The organism is Streptomyces sp. WMMB303 (assembly GCF_029351045.1).
Classification (GTDB): Bacteria; Actinomycetota; Actinomycetes; order Streptomycetales; family Streptomycetaceae; genus Streptomyces.
Genome location: NZ_JARKIN010000001.1, coordinates 4,579,997 through 4,598,571, shown reverse-complemented (window position 1 = coordinate 4,598,571; position 18,575 = coordinate 4,579,997). Strand labels below are relative to the sequence as shown.

At 73.3% G+C, this 18,575-nt stretch carries 16 protein-coding genes and 3 pseudogenes; 12 read left to right on the top strand and 7 right to left on the bottom strand.

Translation table 11 applies throughout. The features are described 5' to 3' along the window. Positions 1-15 precede the first annotated feature (15 nt). The gene (locus P2424_RS20430; RefSeq protein WP_276477205.1) at positions 16-1,860 is read right to left on the bottom strand and encodes an SGNH/GDSL hydrolase family protein; all 1,845 of its coding nucleotides are present in this window, start codon (positions 1,858-1,860) and stop codon (positions 16-18) included. A gap of 177 nt (positions 1,861-2,037) precedes the next feature. On the opposite strand from P2424_RS20430, the gene P2424_RS20425 reads away from it, so the two are divergent. From P2424_RS20425 to P2424_RS20415, 3 genes and pseudogenes are all read left to right on the top strand, one after another. After that, positions 2,038-2,481, top strand: a complete 444-nt coding sequence (locus P2424_RS20425) for a DUF6278 family protein (RefSeq protein ID WP_276477204.1) — start codon at positions 2,038-2,040, stop codon at positions 2,479-2,481. A 77-nt stretch (positions 2,482-2,558) separates the two neighbouring features. Continuing rightward, positions 2,559-2,663 (top strand): annotated as a pseudogene (locus tag P2424_RS20420) (amino acid ABC transporter ATP-binding protein); the annotation flags it as partial. A 70-nt stretch (positions 2,664-2,733) separates the two neighbouring features. Then, positions 2,734-2,964: pseudogene (locus P2424_RS20415) on the top strand (amino acid ABC transporter permease); the annotation flags it as partial. A 12-nt stretch (positions 2,965-2,976) separates the two neighbouring features. Here P2424_RS20415 and P2424_RS20410 read toward each other — a convergent pair. After that, a complete protein-coding gene (locus tag P2424_RS20410) occupies positions 2,977-3,699 on the bottom strand; it encodes a hypothetical protein (RefSeq protein ID WP_276477203.1) in 723 nt (240 codons plus the stop codon). A 264-nt stretch (positions 3,700-3,963) separates the two neighbouring features. On the opposite strand from P2424_RS20410, the gene ggt reads away from it, so the two are divergent. Together ggt and P2424_RS20400 are read left to right on the top strand one after the other, a co-directional pair. Then, entirely contained in the window at positions 3,964-5,760 is a 1,797-nt protein-coding gene (gene ggt, locus P2424_RS20405) for a gamma-glutamyltransferase (RefSeq protein WP_276479042.1), read from the top strand. A 395-nt stretch (positions 5,761-6,155) separates the two neighbouring features. Further along, the gene (locus tag P2424_RS20400; protein WP_276477202.1) at positions 6,156-8,504 is read left to right on the top strand and encodes a serine/threonine-protein kinase; all 2,349 of its coding nucleotides are present in this window, start codon (positions 6,156-6,158) and stop codon (positions 8,502-8,504) included. A 30-nt stretch (positions 8,505-8,534) separates the two neighbouring features. Here the strand turns inward: P2424_RS20400 and P2424_RS20395 are convergent, their stop codons facing one another. Next, on the bottom strand, positions 8,535-10,127 hold the full coding sequence (locus P2424_RS20395) for an alpha/beta fold hydrolase (RefSeq protein WP_276477201.1): 1,593 nt from the start codon (positions 10,125-10,127) through the stop codon (positions 8,535-8,537). A gap of 239 nt (positions 10,128-10,366) precedes the next feature. Here P2424_RS20395 and P2424_RS20390 point away from each other — a divergent pair, with 239 nt between their 5' ends. The 4 genes and pseudogenes from P2424_RS20390 to P2424_RS20375 all read left to right on the top strand — a co-directional run bounded on the left by P2424_RS20390 (position 10,367) and on the right by P2424_RS20375 (position 14,011). Further along, positions 10,367-11,209 (top strand): nitrilase-related carbon-nitrogen hydrolase, encoded by an 843-nt coding sequence (locus P2424_RS20390; protein ID WP_276477200.1) that lies wholly within the window; start codon positions 10,367-10,369, stop codon positions 11,207-11,209. Further along, a pseudogene (locus P2424_RS20385) lies at positions 11,206-11,394 on the top strand (aspartate aminotransferase family protein); the annotation flags it as partial. The gene P2424_RS20390 and the pseudogene P2424_RS20385, both read left to right, overlap by 4 nt. 143 nt (positions 11,395-11,537) lie before the next feature. Beyond that, positions 11,538-12,938 (top strand): dihydropyrimidinase, encoded by a 1,401-nt coding sequence (gene hydA / locus P2424_RS20380; RefSeq protein WP_276477199.1) that lies wholly within the window; start codon positions 11,538-11,540, stop codon positions 12,936-12,938. A gap of 62 nt (positions 12,939-13,000) precedes the next feature. Beyond that, positions 13,001-14,011, top strand: a complete 1,011-nt coding sequence (locus P2424_RS20375) for a TIGR03842 family LLM class F420-dependent oxidoreductase (RefSeq protein ID WP_276477198.1) — start codon at positions 13,001-13,003, stop codon at positions 14,009-14,011. Here P2424_RS20375 and P2424_RS20370 read toward each other — a convergent pair. Both P2424_RS20370 and P2424_RS20365 read right to left on the bottom strand, forming a co-directional pair. Further along, positions 13,978-14,346 carry a GNAT family N-acetyltransferase gene (locus P2424_RS20370; RefSeq protein WP_276477197.1) on the bottom strand — a complete coding sequence of 123 codons (369 nt, stop codon included), beginning with the start codon at positions 14,344-14,346 and terminating at the stop codon, positions 13,978-13,980. The genes P2424_RS20375 and P2424_RS20370 overlap by 34 nt on opposite strands. A gap of 61 nt (positions 14,347-14,407) precedes the next feature. Then, a complete protein-coding gene (locus tag P2424_RS20365) occupies positions 14,408-15,010 on the bottom strand; it encodes a thioredoxin domain-containing protein (RefSeq protein WP_276477196.1) in 603 nt (200 codons plus the stop codon). A 225-nt stretch (positions 15,011-15,235) separates the two neighbouring features. On the opposite strand from P2424_RS20365, the gene P2424_RS20360 reads away from it, so the two are divergent. The 3 genes from P2424_RS20360 (at position 15,236) to P2424_RS20350 (ending at position 17,243) form a co-directional block, all read left to right on the top strand. Beyond that, positions 15,236-16,090, top strand: a complete 855-nt coding sequence (locus tag P2424_RS20360) for an NAD(P)H-binding protein (RefSeq protein WP_276477195.1) — start codon at positions 15,236-15,238, stop codon at positions 16,088-16,090. 113 nt (positions 16,091-16,203) lie between these two features. After that, positions 16,204-16,701: a nuclear transport factor 2 family protein gene (locus tag P2424_RS20355; protein ID WP_276477194.1), complete on the top strand. Its 498-nt coding sequence runs from the start codon at positions 16,204-16,206 to the stop codon at positions 16,699-16,701. Beyond that, a complete protein-coding gene (locus P2424_RS20350) occupies positions 16,698-17,243 on the top strand; it encodes a DUF3237 domain-containing protein (RefSeq protein ID WP_276477193.1) in 546 nt (181 codons plus the stop codon). The genes P2424_RS20355 and P2424_RS20350 overlap by 4 nt, the downstream gene beginning before the upstream one ends. Before the next feature lie 167 nt (positions 17,244-17,410). Here P2424_RS20350 and P2424_RS20345 read toward each other — a convergent pair whose 3' ends face one another. Beyond that, entirely contained in the window at positions 17,411-17,878 is a 468-nt protein-coding gene (locus P2424_RS20345) for a hypothetical protein (protein WP_276477192.1), read from the bottom strand. A gap of 64 nt (positions 17,879-17,942) precedes the next feature. Continuing rightward, entirely contained in the window at positions 17,943-18,488 is a 546-nt protein-coding gene (locus tag P2424_RS20340) for a hypothetical protein (protein ID WP_276477191.1), read from the bottom strand. Positions 18,489-18,575 lie beyond the last annotated feature (87 nt).

The following is an 18,575-nucleotide window of genomic DNA, read 5'->3' as shown; positions in this document are numbered from 1 at the left end:
GCCCGGCGGTGCGGTTCAGCCGGCGAGCAGCCGCAGGTCGACCGATTCGCCGAGGGCGCGCAGCCCCGCGTCACCGGGGTGCAGATGGTCGCCCGAGTCGTACTTGGGCGCCATCCGCTCCGGGCGGGAGGGGTCCCGCACCACCTTGTCGAAGTCCAGCACGGCGTCGAACCGGCCGCCGTTGTCCCGGATGAAGGCGTTGACCTTCGCCCGCTTGGCCTCCACCTCGGCCGTGCAGTCGTGGTAGCCCTCGCACGGCGTGATCGTCGCCACCACGACCCGCTTCCCGCGCTCGGCCGCCCGCGCGGCGATCGCCCTCATCCCCGCGATCACCTGCTCGGCCGAGGCGCCCCAGCGCACATCGTTGATGCCTTCGAAGAGCACCACCGTCCGCACGTTGGTCTGGGCCAGTACGTCCCGCTCCAGCCGGTGCTGCGCGCTCACCCCCGCGGTGTCGCTGCTGACGCCGTCGCCGGGATAGCGGTCGGTGACGATGCGGTTGGCGGAGATGCCCTCGTTGAGCACCCCGAGCCGCGGCACCCTGCTCTGCGCCAGCAGCCGCCCGGCCAGCACGTCCGGCCAGCGCCGGTTGGCCCCCTCCGTGGAGCGGACGCCGTCCGTGATGGAGTCCCCGAGGGTGACGACGGAGCCGGGGCCGCCCCGCACGTCGACCCCGGTCAGGAACGGCCACATGGACAGCGAGCCGGTGAAGGCCGACCCCCCGGTCTCGCCGGTGCGGTCGCCGCTGCCGTCCTCGCTCAGGTACGACCGCTGCTGCGCCTTGCTGTGCACCGGCGCCGCGGACACCGGGCCGGGCAGATGGATGCTCACCAGCAGATTGGTGTCGGAGGGTACGTCGAAGCCCACGGGGTCGCTGACGGCGCGGGTCCCGGCCGGGATCCGGGTGCCGGGACGACCGCCGTCGAAGGTGAGCGGCGTCGGACGCCGGTGCGCGGCGGCGCCGTTCTTCTGCACCGCGATCGAGGCGTGCCCGATCCGGACGGGCTGCGCGGCGAAGGTGTTCTCCAGGCGGATCCGTGCCCGGGGGCCACCTGCCGAGGTGTGCACGACCAGCCGCAGTGTCCGGTCCCGCCACTCACCGGTGCCGGTGTAGCCGCCGGTGCCGGCGGACCAGCTTCCCGTCCATCCGGTGGCCTCCGGCCGCACGGCGAGGTCGAAGACGTGCAGGTCGGCGTCGGCGCCGGGGTCCCGGGGCAGGGTGACCGAACCCACTGTGCGGCCGCGCTCCAGGGGGACGGTGACCGCGTAGAGCCGGGCCTTCTCCGCGACCTGCCCGCCCTGCCGGGTGTTGAGATGGGGCAGTGCGACGGCCTTGGTGGCCAGCGTGCCGCCGCGCCAGTCGCCCGCGGTGAGCGTGTAGCTGCTGCGGGAGCCGTCCCGGTACCGGACGGTGCCCTGGCCGCCCGCGGCGTCCGCCGGGCCGTTCGGCGAGGTGGCGGCCACCAGGAACGTGAGCGCTTCGCCCCGGCCGCCGACCCGGACCCGCTGTCCGTCGGCGCGTACGTTGTCGGGGCGGCCGGGGGCCCGGTCCGGCCAGCGGAGCCCGGCCGCGTCCAGGTTCAGCCGGGCGCCGGGGCCCCAGCCCGCGGCCTTGAGGTCCTGTGCGGAGAGGGAGCGTCCGGCGCCGTCGAAGTCGGCGGCGTCCGGTGCGGTGTCGTCGCTGACCGCACGGTTGTCGTAGAGGCGTTCCAGGGGGAGCGGCCGTTCGGCGCCGGGGTCGGCGGGCGCCGTCTGCCGGGTGCTCTGCTGCGCGGTGGCCGTCGCCACCAGGGTGGGTGCCGTCGCGGCCACGGCGGTCACCAGGACGGTGAGGGATCGGGTCCAGGTACGTCTGCGCACGTGATGCCCTCTCGTGGGACTTCTGCTGCGGTGCGTGCACCCCGGATTCCACCGAGGCGGGGTGAAGTTAGAGAGGCCCTGACGCGGCGTCAAGGTGTCCGGCGGCCCAAACCGGCCGGACTTCGCACCCAGCGCGCCTATAGTGCCCACGGGCGCGAGGATGCCACGCTGATGCGCATGCACTTCCCCTTTCTGGACAACTGGCGCAAGCCCCACCCGGATGCCGAAGGGGCGGTCGCATCGAGCCGCCGGCTGACGGACGACCCGGAAGACGCGACGCAGCTCCTCTCCGAATGCGAACTCCTGCGTGAGCAGGCACGCGGGGCGGGTGTCGAACTCGACGACACGGTGGAGTCCTTGGCCGCGCTGGACCAACTACTGCCGCACTGGCGCGAGGACCCCGAGGTCACCCCCTGGCTCGGCACGGACGCCGGGCTCTACCTCGGGACCGTGATGGTGCGCTCGGTGCCGGGAGCCCGTTGGGTGCGGTGGCCGAACGGGCAGCCGGTGGTGCGGCTGCCGTCCGGACGGGAGGCGGACGTGCTGGAGGAGGGCACCAACTGGGCAGAGACGGGCTCGCCGGAGTTGTCCCAGGCATACGCCGAGGTCAGCGAGGACTGACGCGAGCCGACCGGTATATCGCCGTGCTGCGTGTCATCCCGGTGATGACCCATTCGGCCCGATAGGTTCTGTTTCCTATGGAACTGGTGATCGAGCTGCGCGAGGTCAACAAGCATTACGGCATGCAGCACCCGCTCAGGGACATCGACCTGAGCGTCGGCCGCGGCGGGGTCGTCGTCATCGGGGCCGGGAGCCGGCCCGGCTCCGCAGCGAAGTCGGCATGGTGTGCCAGTCCAGCTGCGCGGCCATGTCCTGGTGCCGCAGGCGGTGCGGGCCATGCTGCCGGCGATCGTCAGCCAGAAACATGGACTCCACCATGCTGTTCATCCCCGTCGTGGTCGTGATCTCGACATCGGGCTGTGCATGCTGCTGTCCTGGTTCGTCGACTGGGTCGCACGGCGCGAGCGCGGCAACGTCAAGAACGAGGCCGTTCCGGTGGCTCCTGCCGAAGCCGCCCCCACCATGCCCGGCTCCGAACCGTGAGCACCGCCCGCCTCACTCCGCCGCCGGCGCCGTCGCCGCGCGGGTCACGTCGGCGACCAGTTCGACCACATCCGGCCCGTAAGCCCGCGAGTTGACCACCTTCAGCAGCAGGCAGAAGGTGCCGTTGCGGCCGTGCTTGCGGGCGAGCTTGGCATGGTGGCGCACCAGATACCGGGCGGCGGCCTGGTTGTCGACGGGCCGCTGTCCGCATATGAGGAAGACAGGCCGTGCCCCGGGCTCGTCCTGATTCCCGGTCAGCCGGGCCAGCAGCACATGCTCGACCGCCCCTTTCTCCGCCCGGTAGCGCTCGCTGCCGATGGCGAAGACCCCCGGCGCCTCGCCCTCCATGACCACCGAGACGCCCGGCAGCAGCGACTGCAGATGCGCGGCGGTCCGCCGGTTGGAGGCCGGGCCGCCCAGACAGAACTCGGTGCGTTCACCGAACCCCTGACGGGTCGTGTCGTGCCCGACGATGTCCGCCCGGGCACCGCAGTCCTTGATGATGCCGGACAGCTCCAGCAGCGCGAACACGTCGTCGGGCGCCACTTTCCACTCCTCCACCCCCGGGTCCCGGTTGACCACGAGCAGGCAGGAGGAGTTCTCCGGCATGCCGAAGAAGCGCTGCCTGCGGTGGAGTCTGCGGCGCCACAGGGAGCTGCGGGCCAGCCACCCCGCGGCTGCCGTGAGGGCGGCGGCGATCAGTCCGAGTGCGATCTCTCTCAGGTTCTCGTCCATGGGGGCGCAGCGTAGGCCCTCGGAACGGCGGAGTCCGGCCGGGTGGCCGTCCGGCGGCTCGCCGCGGGGTGCTGACGCAGCCGAGTCGACCGCATTACGCTGCGCGGATCACGCGCGTTCCCCGGAGTACGCCTCAAGGAGGCCCGCATGACGCCCTCTCCCGCCGGCCACCCGCCGCGCCCCGACGACGGCCCACCCGTCCGCCCGGGCGGGTACACCGCGGCCGTACCCGCCCCCCGCCGTACGGCGCGCCGTCTGGCCGCGATGCTCGGCACCGGCGCCGTGGTGGCCGGCCTGCTGGGTGCGGCGCCGGCCCAGCCCGACCGGCACCCGGCCGGGCACGGTCACCCGCCCGGCAAGTCGCCGGTGGCGACCGGCTACGGCGGCGCCGTCTCCAGCGTGGACGCCGACGCCTCGGCGGCGGGCATCAGGGTACTCAAGCACGGCGGCAACGCGGCGGACGCGGCGGTGGCCACGGCCGCGGCGCTCGGGGTGACCGAGCCGTACTCGGCGGGCATCGGGGGCGGCGGGTACTTCGTGTACTACGACGCCGCCACCCGCAGGGTGCACACCCTCGACGGTCGTGAGACGGCGCCCCGCAGCGCGGACCGGAACCTGTTCACCGAGGACGGCGAACCCCTGCCGTTCGACCAGGCCGTCACCAGCGGACTCGGCGTCGGCACCCCGGGCACCGCCGCCACCTGGGAGAAGGCGCTGCGCGCCTACGGCACCAAGTCGCTCGCCCAGGCGCTGCGCCCGGCGACCGAACTGGCGCGGCGGGGCTTCACGGTCGACCGGACCTTCCGCGACCAGACCGCGCAGAACGAGGACCGCTTCCGCGACTTCCCGGCGACCGCCGACCTGTTCCTGCCCGGCGGTGAACTGCCCGAGGTCGGCTCCCGGCTGCGGAACCCCGATCTCGCCCGCACCTACCGGGAGCTCTCCCGCGAGGGCACCGACGCGCTCTACCGCGGCGGAATCGGCCGCGACCTGGTGCAGGCGGTGCGCAAGCCGCCCGTGGCCGAGGGCACGGACCGCACCGTGCGGCCCGGCGATCTGACGGCCGAGGACCTGCGCGCCTACCGGGTGCTCTCCCAGCGCCCGACCCGGACCGCCTACCGCGGCCTGGACGTGTACGGCATGGCGCCTTCCTCTTCCGGTGGCACCACCGTCGCCGAGGCGCTCAACATCCTCGAACGCAGCGATCTGGGCTCCCTCGGCGAGAAGGCGTATCTGCACCGCTATCTGGAGGCGAGCCGGATCGCCTTCGCCGACCGGGGCCGCTGGGTGGGCGACCCGGCCCAGGAGGACGTGCCGACCCGGGGACTGACCTCGCAGCGGTTCGCGGACGCACGGGAGTGCCTGATCGACGACGCCGCGGCCCTCCGCAGCCCGGTGGCGCCGGGCGACCCGCGCCGGCCGGAGTCCTGCGAGCGCGGGGACGCCGACCAGGCGGCGCCCACCACCTACGAGGGGGAGAACACCACTCATCTGACCGTCGCCGACAAGTGGGGCAACGTCGTCGCCTACACCCTCACCATCGAGCAGACCGGCGGCAGCGGCATCACCGTGCCCGGCCGGGGGTTCCTGCTCAACAACGAGCTGACCGACTTCTCGTTCGTGCCCAGCGCTCCCGGGGTGCACGATCCGAACCTGCCCGGCCCGGGGAAGCGTCCGCGCTCCTCGATGTCGCCGACCGTCGTCCTGCGGCACGGCGAGCCGGTGCTGGCGCTGGGCTCGCCGGGCGGCTCGACGATCATCACGACGGTGCTGCAGACCCTCACCAATCATTTGGACCGCGGGATGCCGCTCGTCGACGCGATCGCCGCGCCGCGGGCCAGCCAGCGGAACACGGCGAAGACCGTCGCCGAGCCCGCGCTGATGGACAGCCCGGTACGCCGCCGACTGGCCGCGCTCGGGCACTCGTTCGAGGAGACGGCGGAGATCGGCGCCGTCACCGGGGTGCGACGGCTGCCCGGGACGGGGCGCTGGCGCGCGGCGGCCGAGCCGGCGCGCCGCGGCGGCGGTTCCGCGATGGTCGTACACCCCGCACGGCACTGACGGAGCGGCATGGACCCGGCGGCGGGCGGGGCCGCGAGGCCGCCCCGCCCGCCGGGCCCCAGCCGCGCGGTCGCCCGGCCGCCGCCGGGATCGGCCGCACCACCCGCTCCGGGAAGGGGCGGGCCCGCGACCGGCCGCCGAACGCCTCGCGTGCGGCGGCCCGTTCGGCTGCTGCCGCCCGGTGCGCGTACGTCCTCCGCTCCGAATCCCCTACGCCGACCGTACGAGCCCGGTAGGTGCACCACGCGGAGGCGGCCCGGCCCGCGGCCCCGAGGCGCCGAACCGGGACGGATCGGTGTGCACCGTGCGTGGTTGTCGCCTGATCACAGGCCGTACGATCGCTCTGCAAAGCTGTGTGACGGCCCGTCGCGGCCGAACGGACCGGGGGAGAGGGCATGAGGTCCCTGCGTGCGGACGATCCTGAACGCATCGGCCAGTACCGGCTGCTGGGACGGCTCGGCGAAGGCGGGATGGGCAGCGTCTACCTCGCCCAGTCCCCGCGCGGCCGTACGGTCGCCGTCAAGCTGGTCCGGCCGGAGCTGGCCGGACACGCCGAGTTCCGGCACCGCTTCGAGCAGGAGGTCGGTGCCGCGCGCCGGGTCGGCGGCGAGTGGACGGCGCCGGTACTGGACGCGGACACCGAGGCGGACCCGCCCTGGGTCGCCACCGGCTACATACCGGGCATCACCCTCTACGAGGCCGTCGCGGACCGGGGGACGCCGCTGCCCGCGCGCACCCTCCGCATCCTGGCCAACCGGCTCGCCCGCGCGCTCGGTGCCGTCCACGAAGCGGGGCTGGTACACCGCGACGTGAAGCCCTCGAACATCCTGGTCACCATCGACGGCCCGCGCGTCATCGACTTCGGTATCGCGCGGGCACTGGAGACCGTGGCGGACGCGCATCTGACGCGGACGGGCGCCGTCGTCGGCTCGCCCGGGTTCATGTCCCCCGAGCAGGTGCGCGGTGACCGGGTGACCGGGAGCAGCGACATCTTCTCGCTCGGCTCGGTGCTCGCCTTCGCCGCGACGGGACGCACCCCCTTCGGGGGCGACGGAGCCGCCGGGCACGTGCAGTTGTACCGGATCACCCAGGAGGAGCCCGACCTGGCGGGCGTTCCCGGGGAACTGCGAGGTCTGGTCGCCGACTGCCTGGCCAAGCCCGCCGCGCAGCGGCCGGGGCTGTCGGAGATCCTGGACCGGACTGCGGACCCCGAGGACGAGCCGGGCCCCGGTACGTCCGGTGCGGAGACCGCCGAACCCTGGCTCCCGGCCGGCCTGGTGGCCCGGTTGGGCCGGCACGCGGCACGTCTGCTGGACGCGGAGGTGCCCGGCGCCCGGGCAGCGGCGGCCCGGGTCGCCGAGGCGCCCGCCGTCCCGCCCGCTCCCGGCGCCGGACACCCGGAGTCACCGGAGTCACCGCCCCCGGCCGCGCCGGACGCTCCGCAGCCGAAGGAGCGCGCCACGGGGACCGACGGCCCCGATCCGGCCGGTGCCGAGGCGGCGGCCACTGCGGCGACCGGCTCTCCGGCCACCGCCGTCACTCCGTCCGATCCGGCGGGTACCGACTTCGCAGCGGCCCCCGCTCCCGGTGACACCCCCGCTTCCGGCGACCCCGCGGCGTCCGGCGCCGGGGGAGCGGCCGCCGAGGGCGGCGAGACCGCGTCCGGGGCCGGGGCGCCGCCCCCGGCGCCCGGCGAGGCGCAGATGCACGGCATGTTGACCGTCACGGGACCGCCGACCGCGCCCGCCGGCCCACATCCTCCGCACGGTGGCGAGCCCCCCGGGCCCGGCCGGCCCGCCACGCCGGGGTACACCGTGCACGGCCCGGCCGCGGCCCGGCCCGAACGCGCGCACCGGCGCGGCATGCTGCTGGGGGCGCTCGGTGTGGTGCTGGCGCTGGTGTCCGGTCTCGGCACCTTCGTCGCGCTGCGCGTGTACGACAACGGCGGGGATGCCGCACGGCAGCAACCGGATCCAGCGGTGAAGGCGTCCCCCGGCGACGGGTCGCGGACTCCGTCGCCCGAGGACATCGGCAGCCCGGCTCCGGACGGCGCGCTGCCCAGGGGGTATCTGGGCGCCTGGCAGGGCAGCGTCCAGGACGCCGACGGCTCCACGATCACCCGGCGGTTCGAGATCCGGCAGGGCGAGCAGGGCGAGGTCGTGGCCAAGACCGTCAACATCCGTGCCGACATGATGTGCGAGGGCGAGGCGACGCTGGTGGCCTTCGAGGGCGCCGACACGGGGCTGCGGATCACCAGCCGGATCACCGGCAGCCATCCCGCGTCCAGGACCTGCTCCCCCTATCAGGAGCAGACGCTGCGGCTGCGCGCCGACGGCACCCTCTCCTGGATCTATCCGAGCGGGTCGCTCTCGGCGAAGCTGCGCAAGGTGGGCGACGCCGCGGCCCCCGTGCCCCGCAGCATGGCGGGCGAGTGGCAGGGAACCACGGAGCAGGGCGAGGAACGTACCCTCACCCTGCGCCGCGGCCGGGTCGGGACCGCCACCCTCCGGCTGACCGGGGAGCACGCGGGCGTGTCCTGCGTGTGGGAGAACACCCTCGGCGGTGCGGAGGGAGAGACCCTGACGTACGGGCCGGACCGGGTGGACGGGGCCTCGGCACCGGGGTGCGCGGCGTCGGTCGAGTCGCTGCGGATCACCGCGGTCGGCGGCGACGCGATCCGGGTCTCACCGGTGGGGGAGCCCGACGGGGCGGGGCGCGTCTACCGCCGGGCCGGCTCGGACTGAGGCCCCCGCGGCCGGGCCCGGCCCGGAAGGTCAGCGCCCACCTCCCGTCGGCACCGTCAGCCGCGAGGGGTCGTGCGCGGGTGAGGTGAACTCCAGCCGGGCGCCGTCCGGGTTGTACTCGGCGTACAGCGGGTCGACGGTGTCGACGACGACGGTGAGCCGGTGGCCCCGTGGGACGTCGTACGCGGTGGAGAACAGCTCCAGATCCACCGGGAACGGCTGTCCGGGAGTGCGGTCGTGGAACGTGAAGGGGGCATGGGTGATCAGCCTGCCGGTGCCCAGCGGGCCGACGTCGTAGAGGTAGGCGTAGGCGGTGCCGTTCGCCTCGGTGCTGGTCACCGTCGTGTGCAGGGTCGCCGTTCCGCGCACCGCGGTCTTCTCCGGGTAGCGCTCCGACTGCCATACGGCGGCCCGGGAGCGCGGCAGCAGCGGTACGTACACCAGGGGCGGCAGCTTGAGGAACTGGTCGAGGACGCCGGTGAGCAGGACCGTGCCGCCGTTGGCGCCGGAGTCCTTGCCCGTGGCCAACTTCTTCGTCCTGTCCAGCGGGACGGTGCGGCTGCCGGTGGAGACCTCCCGCCAGCTTCCGAAGCCCTCGTAGCCGCCGCCGGAGCGGGACTTGAGCTGTACGGGGGCCTCGGTGGCGATGCCGTTGTGCTCGCCCTTCAGATAGCGGTCGAACCAGCGGCGGGCGTGCGACCAGGTGTCGTTGGGAAGCCCGAGCAGACCGGTCGCCTCGGCCGTGGCGTGGTCGCCGGGGCGGAACTCCAGCCGCTTGGGTCCGCGCAGCTTCTCGTAGAAGTCGGCGTACTGGTTGGGCGGGAAGATCGAGTCGTTCCAGGCGTTGCCGAGCATGATGGCGGCACCGTTGTCGTTGATCTGGTCGAGGTAGGTCGCGGGTGAGCGCTTCTCGCCCCACGCGATCATCTCGTCCTCCTTGTCCAGGTCGGAGGAGAGGAAGTTCTTGAGGATCTCCCGCAGTTCGGCGCTGGGGCGGCCGGTGAGTTCGCCCGAGGCGCCGAGCAGCCCGGCCGCCTGGAGGTGCTGGGTGCGGCCGCTGTAGATGGCGCCGATCAGGTCGGCCCAGCCGCTGAGTGCGGTGACCGCCTTGATCCGCGGGTCGTGGCCGGCCGCCAGCAGGCTGATGCCGGCACCGTAGGAGACTCCGCCCATGCCGACGCGGTCCTCGTCGGCCGGGGTGTGGGCCAGCGCCCAGTCGATGACGCGGGAGGCGTCCGCGATGTCCTTCGGCCCGCCGGTCTCGATCCGGCCGCCGGACTGCCAGAAGCCGCGTGAGTTGTAGGTGACCACGACATAGCCGGAGTCGGCGAGCTTGCGGGCCTGGGCGAAGTACTCGATCTGCGGGGTGGCCCAACTGGTGGGCAGCACGATCAGCGGGTACTGCCGGGTGCTGTCGGCGGAGGCGCCCGCGGGGAGGAGCACGTTCGCCTTGAGGGTGATGCCGCCGGCGCCCTCGATGTCGACGAAGTCCGGCAGGGAGGCGGTTGCCGGGGTCCGCGCCGGCTGTGCGGCGGCGGTGGGGGCGGCGGCCAGACCGGTGGCGGCGAGCGTTCCGGCGAGGAGGGCTGAGGCGGTACGCACGGAGGTGGGGGAGGGGCGCATGCACTGCTCCAGATGTCGTCGGCGACCCGGGTGGGGGAAAGTGACTGGAGAGTAGGCGGGTTGGGCTACCGGGGGTAACCCGTCAGTAGGTTACGGACGGGTATAGAGGCGGGGTGCACGCCGCCCCGTACGGGTTCTTGTCGGGCGGGCAGAGGGGGCTTACGGTCTCAATCTCACGTATATCTACGCGTGTCGAACAGGCTGCCGCCCCGAGAGAACACCTCGTGAAGGAGCTGCTCATGCCCGACCTCGTACGCGCCGCACTCGTGCAGGCGACCTGGACAGGCGACACCGAGTCGATGATCGCCAAGCACGAGGAGCATGCCCGGGAGGCCGCTCGCCGGGGCGCGCGGATCATCGGCTTCCAGGAGGTCTTCAACGCGCCCTACTTCTGCCAGGTCCAGGACCCCGAGCACTACCGCTGGGCCGAGCCGGTCCCGGACGGGCCCACCACCCGACGGATGTGCCGGCTGGCGCGGGAGACCGGCATGGTGATCGTCTCGCCCGTCTTCGAGACCGACGGCTCCGGCTTCCACTACAACACCGCCGCCGTCATCGACGCCGACGGCACCGTGCTGGGTACCTACCGCAAGCACCACATCCCGCAGGTCGAGGGATTCTGGGAAAAGTACTACTTCCGCCCCGGCAACCTCGGTTGGCCGGTGTTCGACACAGCGGTCGGCAAGGTCGGCGTCTACATCTGCTACGACCGGCACTTCCCCGAGGGCTGGCGTGCGCTCGGCCTGGCCGGTGCGCAGCTCGTCTACAACCCCTCGGCCACCTCCCGCGGACTGTCGGCCTACCTGTGGCAGCTCGAGCAGCCGGCGGCCGCCGTGGCCAACGAGTACTTCATCGCCGCCATCAACCGCGTGGGCACCGAGGAACTGGGCGAGAACGACTTCTACGGCACGAGCTACTTCGTCGACCCGCGCGGCCGGTTCGTCGGTGACGTCGCCTCCGACAAGGAGGAGGAGCTGCTGGTCCGCGACCTGGACCTGGGCCTGATCGACGAGGTGCGCCGACAGTGGGCCTTCTACCGCGACCGGCGGCCGGACGCCTACCAGGGCCTGGTGCAGCCGTGAGCCGCGGGGAAGCGGCCCCGGCCGCCGCGGAATCCGGCGCCCACCGCGCACTGCTCGCCCGCCACCGGGCCGTGCTGCCCGACTGGCCGGCCCTCCACTACGCCGAGCCGCTGGAGATCACCCACGGCGAGGGCCGCCATGTGTGGGATGCCGAAGGACGCCGCTGTCCCGACTTCTTCGGCGGCAGTCGCGTGACGACGGCCGCCGCCGACGCCAACCTCACCCACCTCCTCGACCACGACCTCCAGGGCAACGCGCGGCGGGTCGGCGGACTGCTGCTGGAGCGGCTGCGCACCGCCGAGTCCGCACTGGCAGGAGGGCAGACCGCATGACCTCGACCCTGATCAAGGGCGGCCTCGTCGTCACCGACGCCGAGGAGACGCAGGCCGACCTCCTCGTCCAGGACGGCCGGGTCGCCGCCCTCGCCGCCCGCAACAGCGCAGCCGCCGCGGCGTTCACCGCCGACCGGACCCTGGACGCCACCGGCAAGTACGTCATCCCGGGCGGTGTGGACGCCCACACCCACATGGACTTCCCCTTCGGCGGAACCTTCTCCAGCGACGACTTCGAGACCGGTACCCGGGCCGCCGCCTGGGGCGGCACCACGACCATCGTCGACTTCGCCGTGCAGACCAAGGGCCAGGCGCTCCGCGAGGGGCTGGACCGCTGGCACGGCAAGGCCGACGGGCGGTGCGCCGTCGACTACGGCTTCCACATGATCCTCTCCGACGTCGACGACGGCACGCTCCGGGAGATGGACACCCTCGTCGAGGAGGGTGTGACCTCCTTCAAGATGTTCATGGCCTACCCCGGCGTCTTCTACAGCGACGACGGCCAGATCCTCCGCGCCATGCAGCGCACCGCGGACAACGGCGGCCTGACGATGATGCACGCCGAGAACGGCATCGCCATCGACGTCCTGGTCGAGCAGGCCCTCGCCGCGGGCCGCACCGACCCGCGCCACCACGGGGAGGTCCGCAAGGCGCTGCTGGAGGCAGAGGCCACCCACCGGGCCATCCAGTTGGCCCGGGTCGCCGGGGCGCCGCTCTACGTCGTGCACGTGTCCGCCGCGGAAGCCGTCGAGCAACTGGCCATCGCCCGCGGCAAGGACCTTCCGGTCTTCGGCGAGACCTGTCCGCAGTACCTCTACCTGAGCACCGACAACCTCGCCGAGCCCGACTTCGGCGGCGCCAAGTACGTGTGCAGCACCCCGCTGCGGCCGCGCGAGCACCAGGCGGCGCTGTGGCGGGGGCTGCGGACGAACGATCTCCAGGTCGTCTCCACCGACCACTGCCCGTTCTGCTTCACGGGCCAGAAGGAGCTCGGCCGCGGCGACTTCTCCAGGATCCCCAACGGGATGCCCGGGGTGGAGCACCGGATGGACCTGCTCCACCAGGCGGTGGTCGAGGGGCACCTCACCCGGCGCCGCTGGATCGACCTCGCCTGCGCCACTCCGGCGCGGATGTTCGGGCTGCACCCCAGGAAAGGGACGCTGGCCCCCGGCGCGGACGCCGACGTCGTCATCTACGACCCGTACGCCGAGCAGACCCTCTCCGCCGCGACGCATCACATGAACGTCGACTACTCCGCCTACGAGGGCAAGCGGCTCACCGGCCGCGTCGAGACGGTCCTCTCCCGCGGCGAGACCGTGCTGGAGCGGGGCACGTACACGGGCAGGGCCGGGCACGGCCGGTACGTCCCGCGCGGGACCTGCCAGTTCCTCGGCTGACGGCGCCGACCCGCCCATCCGCCGCAGCCGCGGCGTCACCACGTCGAACTGAGGGAAACTGCATGGATTTCGGCATCGTCCTCCAGACGGATCCCCCCGGCGCCGCGACCGTCGGGCTGATGCGGCGCGCCGAGCGCAACGGGTTCCGCTACGGCTGGACCTTCGACTCGCCGGTGCTGTGGCAGGAGCCGTACGTCATCCACAGCAGGATTCTGGCGGAGACGGACCGGCTCACCGTCGGGCCCATGGTCACCAATCCGGGCACCCGCTCCTGGGAGGTCACCGCCTCCACCTTCGCCACCCTCAACGAGATGTACGGCAACCGCACCGTGTGCGGCATCGGGCGGGGCGACTCGGCGATGCGGGTCGCCGGACACGCGCCCACCACCCTGGCTCGGCTGGGTGAGGCCATGCGGACCATCCGTGAACTGGCCGAGGGCCGCGAGACCGTGGTGGACGGCACCCCGCTGCGGCTGCCGTGGGTGGTGGGCGGCCGGCTCCCGGTGTGGATGGCCGCCTACGGGCCCAAAGCGCTGGCCCTGGCGGGACGGGAGGCGGACGGATTCATCCTCCAACTCGCCGACCCGCTGCTGACCGCCTGGATGGTGCGCGCGGTGAGGGAGGCGGCCGCGGGCGCGGGCCGCGATCCGGCGGAGGTCACCGTCTGCGTGGCCGCGCCCGCCTACGTGTGCGAGGACACCCCGGAAGCGCTCGCGCACGCCCGGGAGCAGTGCCGCTGGTTCGGCGGCATGGTCGGCAACCATGTCGCCGACCTCGTCGCCCGCTACGGCGAGCACTCCGGCGCCGTGCCCGAGGCGCTCACCTCCTACATCAAGGAGCGGGACGGATACGACTACGCGCACCACGGGCGGGCCGGCAACCCCGACACCGCGTTCGTGCCCGACGGGATCGTCGACCGGTTCTGTCTGCTGGGCCCCGTCTCCGCGCAACTGGCGCGGCTGCGGGAGCTCGCGGAGCTGGGGGTGGACCAGTTCGCTCTCTACGCCATGCATGACGCGAAGGAGGCGACCGTCGACGCCTACGGCGCCTCGGTCGTCCCGGAGTTCGACTGAGGTGCGGAACCGGTCCCCGGGAGCCCGGCGCTGTCCTGCTGCTTCTCGTAGACCAGCGGTTGGTAGTCGGGATGCCTGCGGATGTAGTTCGCCACGAACGGGCAGACCGGCGCCACCTTCTCGCCCGCTTCCTGCGCGGACTCCAGGACGTGGTGCGCGAGAGCGCCGCCCACCCCCCGGCCCTCGTAGGCGGGCTCGACCTCGGTGTGTGTCACCGCGAGCACGCCGGGAGCGCGGAGGTACTGTGCGACGCCCGCGAGGGCGCCGTCGATCCGGGCCTCGAAGCGGCCCTCGGCGGTGTTGTCGGAGATCTCGAACTGCTCGTCCACGGCCATCCCTCCTCGTTCTTCCCGGCGGTCCCGGCGGCTTCCTGCCCGGCGGTCCGGCCGCGCGCCGTCACTCGGCGGTGTGGTGGATCTGTGCCAGGAACCGTTCCGGAGGCACGGCCTGCCCCCGGTCGTCGAGCACGGCGACGGGCTCCCCGCGGAAGAGCACGGTCGGGGTGGCCGCGACGCCGCTCTCGTCGAAGACGCGGCTGACCCGCCTGGCCCACACGCGGTACGCGCCCTCCAGCACCGCGTCGTCGAACGTGTGGCGGCGCAGCCCGGGTACGTCGTTGGCCAGGCCGAGCAGCGTCCGGTCCTCGGCGAATCCGTCGTGGCTCTCGTGCGGCTGGTTGCGGAAGAGGGTGCGCAGATACCCCAGGAACTGGGCCTGGCCCACATCGGCCGCGGCCCCCGCGGCTGCCAGCGCGTGGTGCGAGCCCCGTCCGCCGAGCTGGTCGTCGAGGAACGTGCCGAAGTGGTGGTGCAGCACCACTTCGCCGTCGTCGGCGAGTTGCTGCAGCGTGCCGCCCAGCGTGTTCTCCGTGCGGGCGCAGTACGGGCAGCGCAGATCCAGGTACAGGTCCAGCACCGGCGGTCCGGGCTCGGGAGTCTCAGGACCGGTCCCGTAGACCACCGTCGTGCCGCCTACGCCGATCGTGTTCGCCGGGATCATGCGTCCAGCCTCGCCGTACCGGCCGCGCCCGGCAATGGAGGAGCGCCCATCGGAGTGGGCTCCGGGCCGTCGCGCGGCCCGGGTGACGCCGCCTCGCATTGACTTGAACCTCACTTCAGCTTGCAGGCTGGAGCCCTTCCGGCATCCCGGTTCCACTGGACCGGGGTGCATCCGGACATCCGTCCGCGGCCGGGGCATCCGTCCGCAGCCACGAAGGAGAAGCGCGTGTATCTGGTCATCGGAGCGACAGGCAAGGTCGGCGGACAGGTGGCGGCGCAGCTCGCGGCCCGAGGGGCCGGGGTGCGCGCCCTCGTCCGCGACCCGGCCGCCGCCCGCCTCCCGGACGGCGTCGAAGCCGTGCGCGGCGATCTGGCCGGCCCCGCGGGCCTGCCCCGTGCCCTCGCGGGAGAGGAGGTGGCCGGCGTCTTCCTCATGTGGCCGTTGGCCGGTCCGCGCGGTGCGGCCGAGGTGGTCGGCGCCCTGGCCGCGCACACCCGCCGGATCGTCTACCTCTCCACCCGCGGTGTTCCGCAGGACGACACGGTCGAGCCCGCCGAGGACATCCTCGGCACCCATGCGGCGCTGGAGCGTCTCGTGCGCGCCTCCGGGGCGGAGTGGACGCTGCTGCGGCCCGGCGGTTTCGCGGGCAACACCCTGATGTGGGCCCCGCAGATCCGCGCCGGGGCACCCGTGCGCACCGCCTCGCCGCAAGCGGCCCGCACGCTGGTGCACGAGGCCGACATCGCCGCCGCCGCGGTCCGCGCGCTGCTGACCGACGACCTGGTCGGGGCGGCACCCGAGCTGACGGGGCCCGAACTGCTCACCCAGGCCGAACAGATCGCCCTCATCGGCGAGGTGCTCGGCCGCTCCGTACCGGTCGAGAAGATCACCCGTGAGGAGGCCCGTGCCGATCTCGTCGCGGCGGGGCTGCCGGAGTCCTACGCGGACGGCATCCTCGACGCGCACGAGGCGATGGAGACCCGGCCCGAGACGGTCGCCCCCGGAGCCGCCGCACTGTTGGGCCGCCCGCCTCGGGACTTCCGCCGCTGGGTCGCGGACCACGCCGCCGACTTCCGCTGAGACCGAGTGCACCGCGCCGCTTGGCGGCGGGACGCGCCGCGATCCGGCGTGACGACACGGTTGCCAAAGAGTGCGAACGATCGTACTTTTAGTTCGATCCGAAGGAGGCACCCGTGCACAAGCGGCGCATGGTGGAGCTGGCGCAGGCCTTGGCCGTCGCCAAGAGCAGGCAGGACGTGTCCGCGGCGGTGCGGCTCTTCCACCCCGACATCCTGCTGGAAGTCCCGGCGTTCGGAACCACCGCCCGGGGCCCGGCCGCGAACGAGAAGGCGCTGCGGAGGTTCTTCGCCTCGTTCCCCGACTACGACGTCACGCTGGAGGGCTCGGCGAGCGACGGGGAATCGCTCGTCTGCTGGGGGACCGCGCGGCTGACGATGACCGGAGACCGGTTCGGGGTGCGTCCCGACGGCAACCGCGCCGTGCTGCCGGTGTTCATCCGGTTCACCTTCCGGGACGATCTCATCGCGAGCGAGCGGTTCTTCTTCGACCTGTCGGTGCTCTGCGCCGGGTGCGGGGTCTCCACGGATGCCGTCCGGCGCACGCTCTTCCCCGGAGCCCCCGAAGGCCCCGGAGCGCCCGGAGTCGGCGAGGCCGAGCGGAGCGTGGCATGAACCGGAGCCCGGACCCCGCCGCCCCCGTTCCGGCCACCGGCCCGCACGCGCAGTCCGCGGAGGGTGCCCGGTACGCGGACGGGTTCCGCACCGCGCACCTCTTCGATCTGGTCGTCGATCTGGACCCCGCGCTGTCCGTCGGACGGGGCCCGTACGGCCGTCGGGTCCTCTTCGGGGCCGCCGGAGGCGCCTTCCGCGGCCCCCGGTTGTACGGCGAGGTGCTGCCCGGGGGCGGCGACTGGGCGCTGTTCGGCCCGGACGGAACGATGACCCTGGACGTCCGGCTGACCCTGCGCACCCACGACGGGGCGCTGCTGCACATGTCCTACGGGGGCCGCCTGGTCACGCCGCCCGCCGTACGCGACGCGCTGGGCGACCCCGCCGGACGGCACCGTGTCGACCCGGCCGGCTACTACTTCCGGACCAACCCGCTCTTCGAGACCGGGGCCGAGCGTTACGCCTGGCTCAACGGCACCGTCGGCATCGGCTCGGGGCGCTTCGTCGAGGGTGGGGTCGCCTACCGGGTCTCCGAGGTGCTGTAGCGGGCCTCCTGCGGCAGGGCCGCCCTGCGGACGGGGGCGCGGCATCCCTCAGGGCGCCCTGGCGGTCCGTCCCTCGCTGCCGTACCTGGCCGGGGGCGGACTCCTCGGCGCGGGCCGCTTCCACGTGGCCCTCCGGCCGCCACCGCCGACCGTCCGCGCCCGGCCGCTCAGCCTACGTCGGTGACCAGTCGTCGCGCGTGGCGCGTGTGACTGACCAGCAGGAACGTGGACATCACGAGCGTGATGCCCTGGGCCACGGCGGCGAGTCTCCTGTCGTCGAACCAGACCGGGTCGTACATGTTCGGGAACGGCCCCAGCTTCCCCACATCGATGTAGAGGTAGACGAGCAGCAGCGCCAACCCGCCGGCGGAGACCAGCCAGGCGAACGCGTCGGAGGGGATCCGCCACCACACCAGGACCAGCAGCGCGGCGAGCGACGCCAGCCCGGCCTCGACGCGGAAGAGGTCGCCCTGGCTGATGGTCGCGCCCACCGCGTCGTACTGGTCGGCGAGGGCGGCGTGGATGTAGGCGTTCACCACCAGCCCGCCCGCCGACAGCACCCGGGCGCCGCCCTGGACGATGCGGTACGCCCCTCCGTGGGGTGCCGGTGGAGGCGTGGGTCTCTGCGTGGTCATGGCCGCTCCTCTCCTGCCGTCCGCGCGTGCGCCTGCCGTCGGACGTGCGGGGCACCCGCTCGCGTCAGTACCCGCCGTCGCTCTTCCGCGGCTTCTCGGAGGGCTTCTTCTTCTTGCCGTCGGTGATCTTCCTGCCGGACGGGTCGAGCACGAACCACTCGGCGCCGAACTGGTCGAGCCCCTGCCCGGCGGTGTCCCCGGGCTTGTCATCCCCCTGGTAGCGGTAGAGCGGATGGCCGTCGTAGGTGACCTGCCGACTGCCGTCCTTCCGCTCGGTGGTGCCCAGCAGTCCCTTCTCGGCACCGTCCCCCGCGCCCGGCTCGTCCTTCCCCTCGACCACGACCGGGGGCCACGCCGCTGCGCAGCTCCCCTCGCAGGTCGACTTGCGCGACTTGTCGGCCTCGAACAGGTAGAGGGTGCGGCCGGAGCCGTCGGCCAGGATTCTGCCCAGGTCGGTGGAGCGCACCTGGACAGTCCCCGCCTTCTTCGAGGCCGAGGGGGAGGGCGAGGAGCCGCCGTCCCCGCCGCCGTCGTCCGAGCAGCCGCCGAGCGCGGCGGCGCACAGCACGGCGGTCCCGGCGTACACGGCTGTCCTGCTGGTCTTCCGCATGAAGGCTCCTCCGGTCGCCCCGCGGTCGCGCGGCCCGCAGCAGGCCGCGGGACCAGCGCACCATGTGCCGAAGGGAGCGGCCACTCG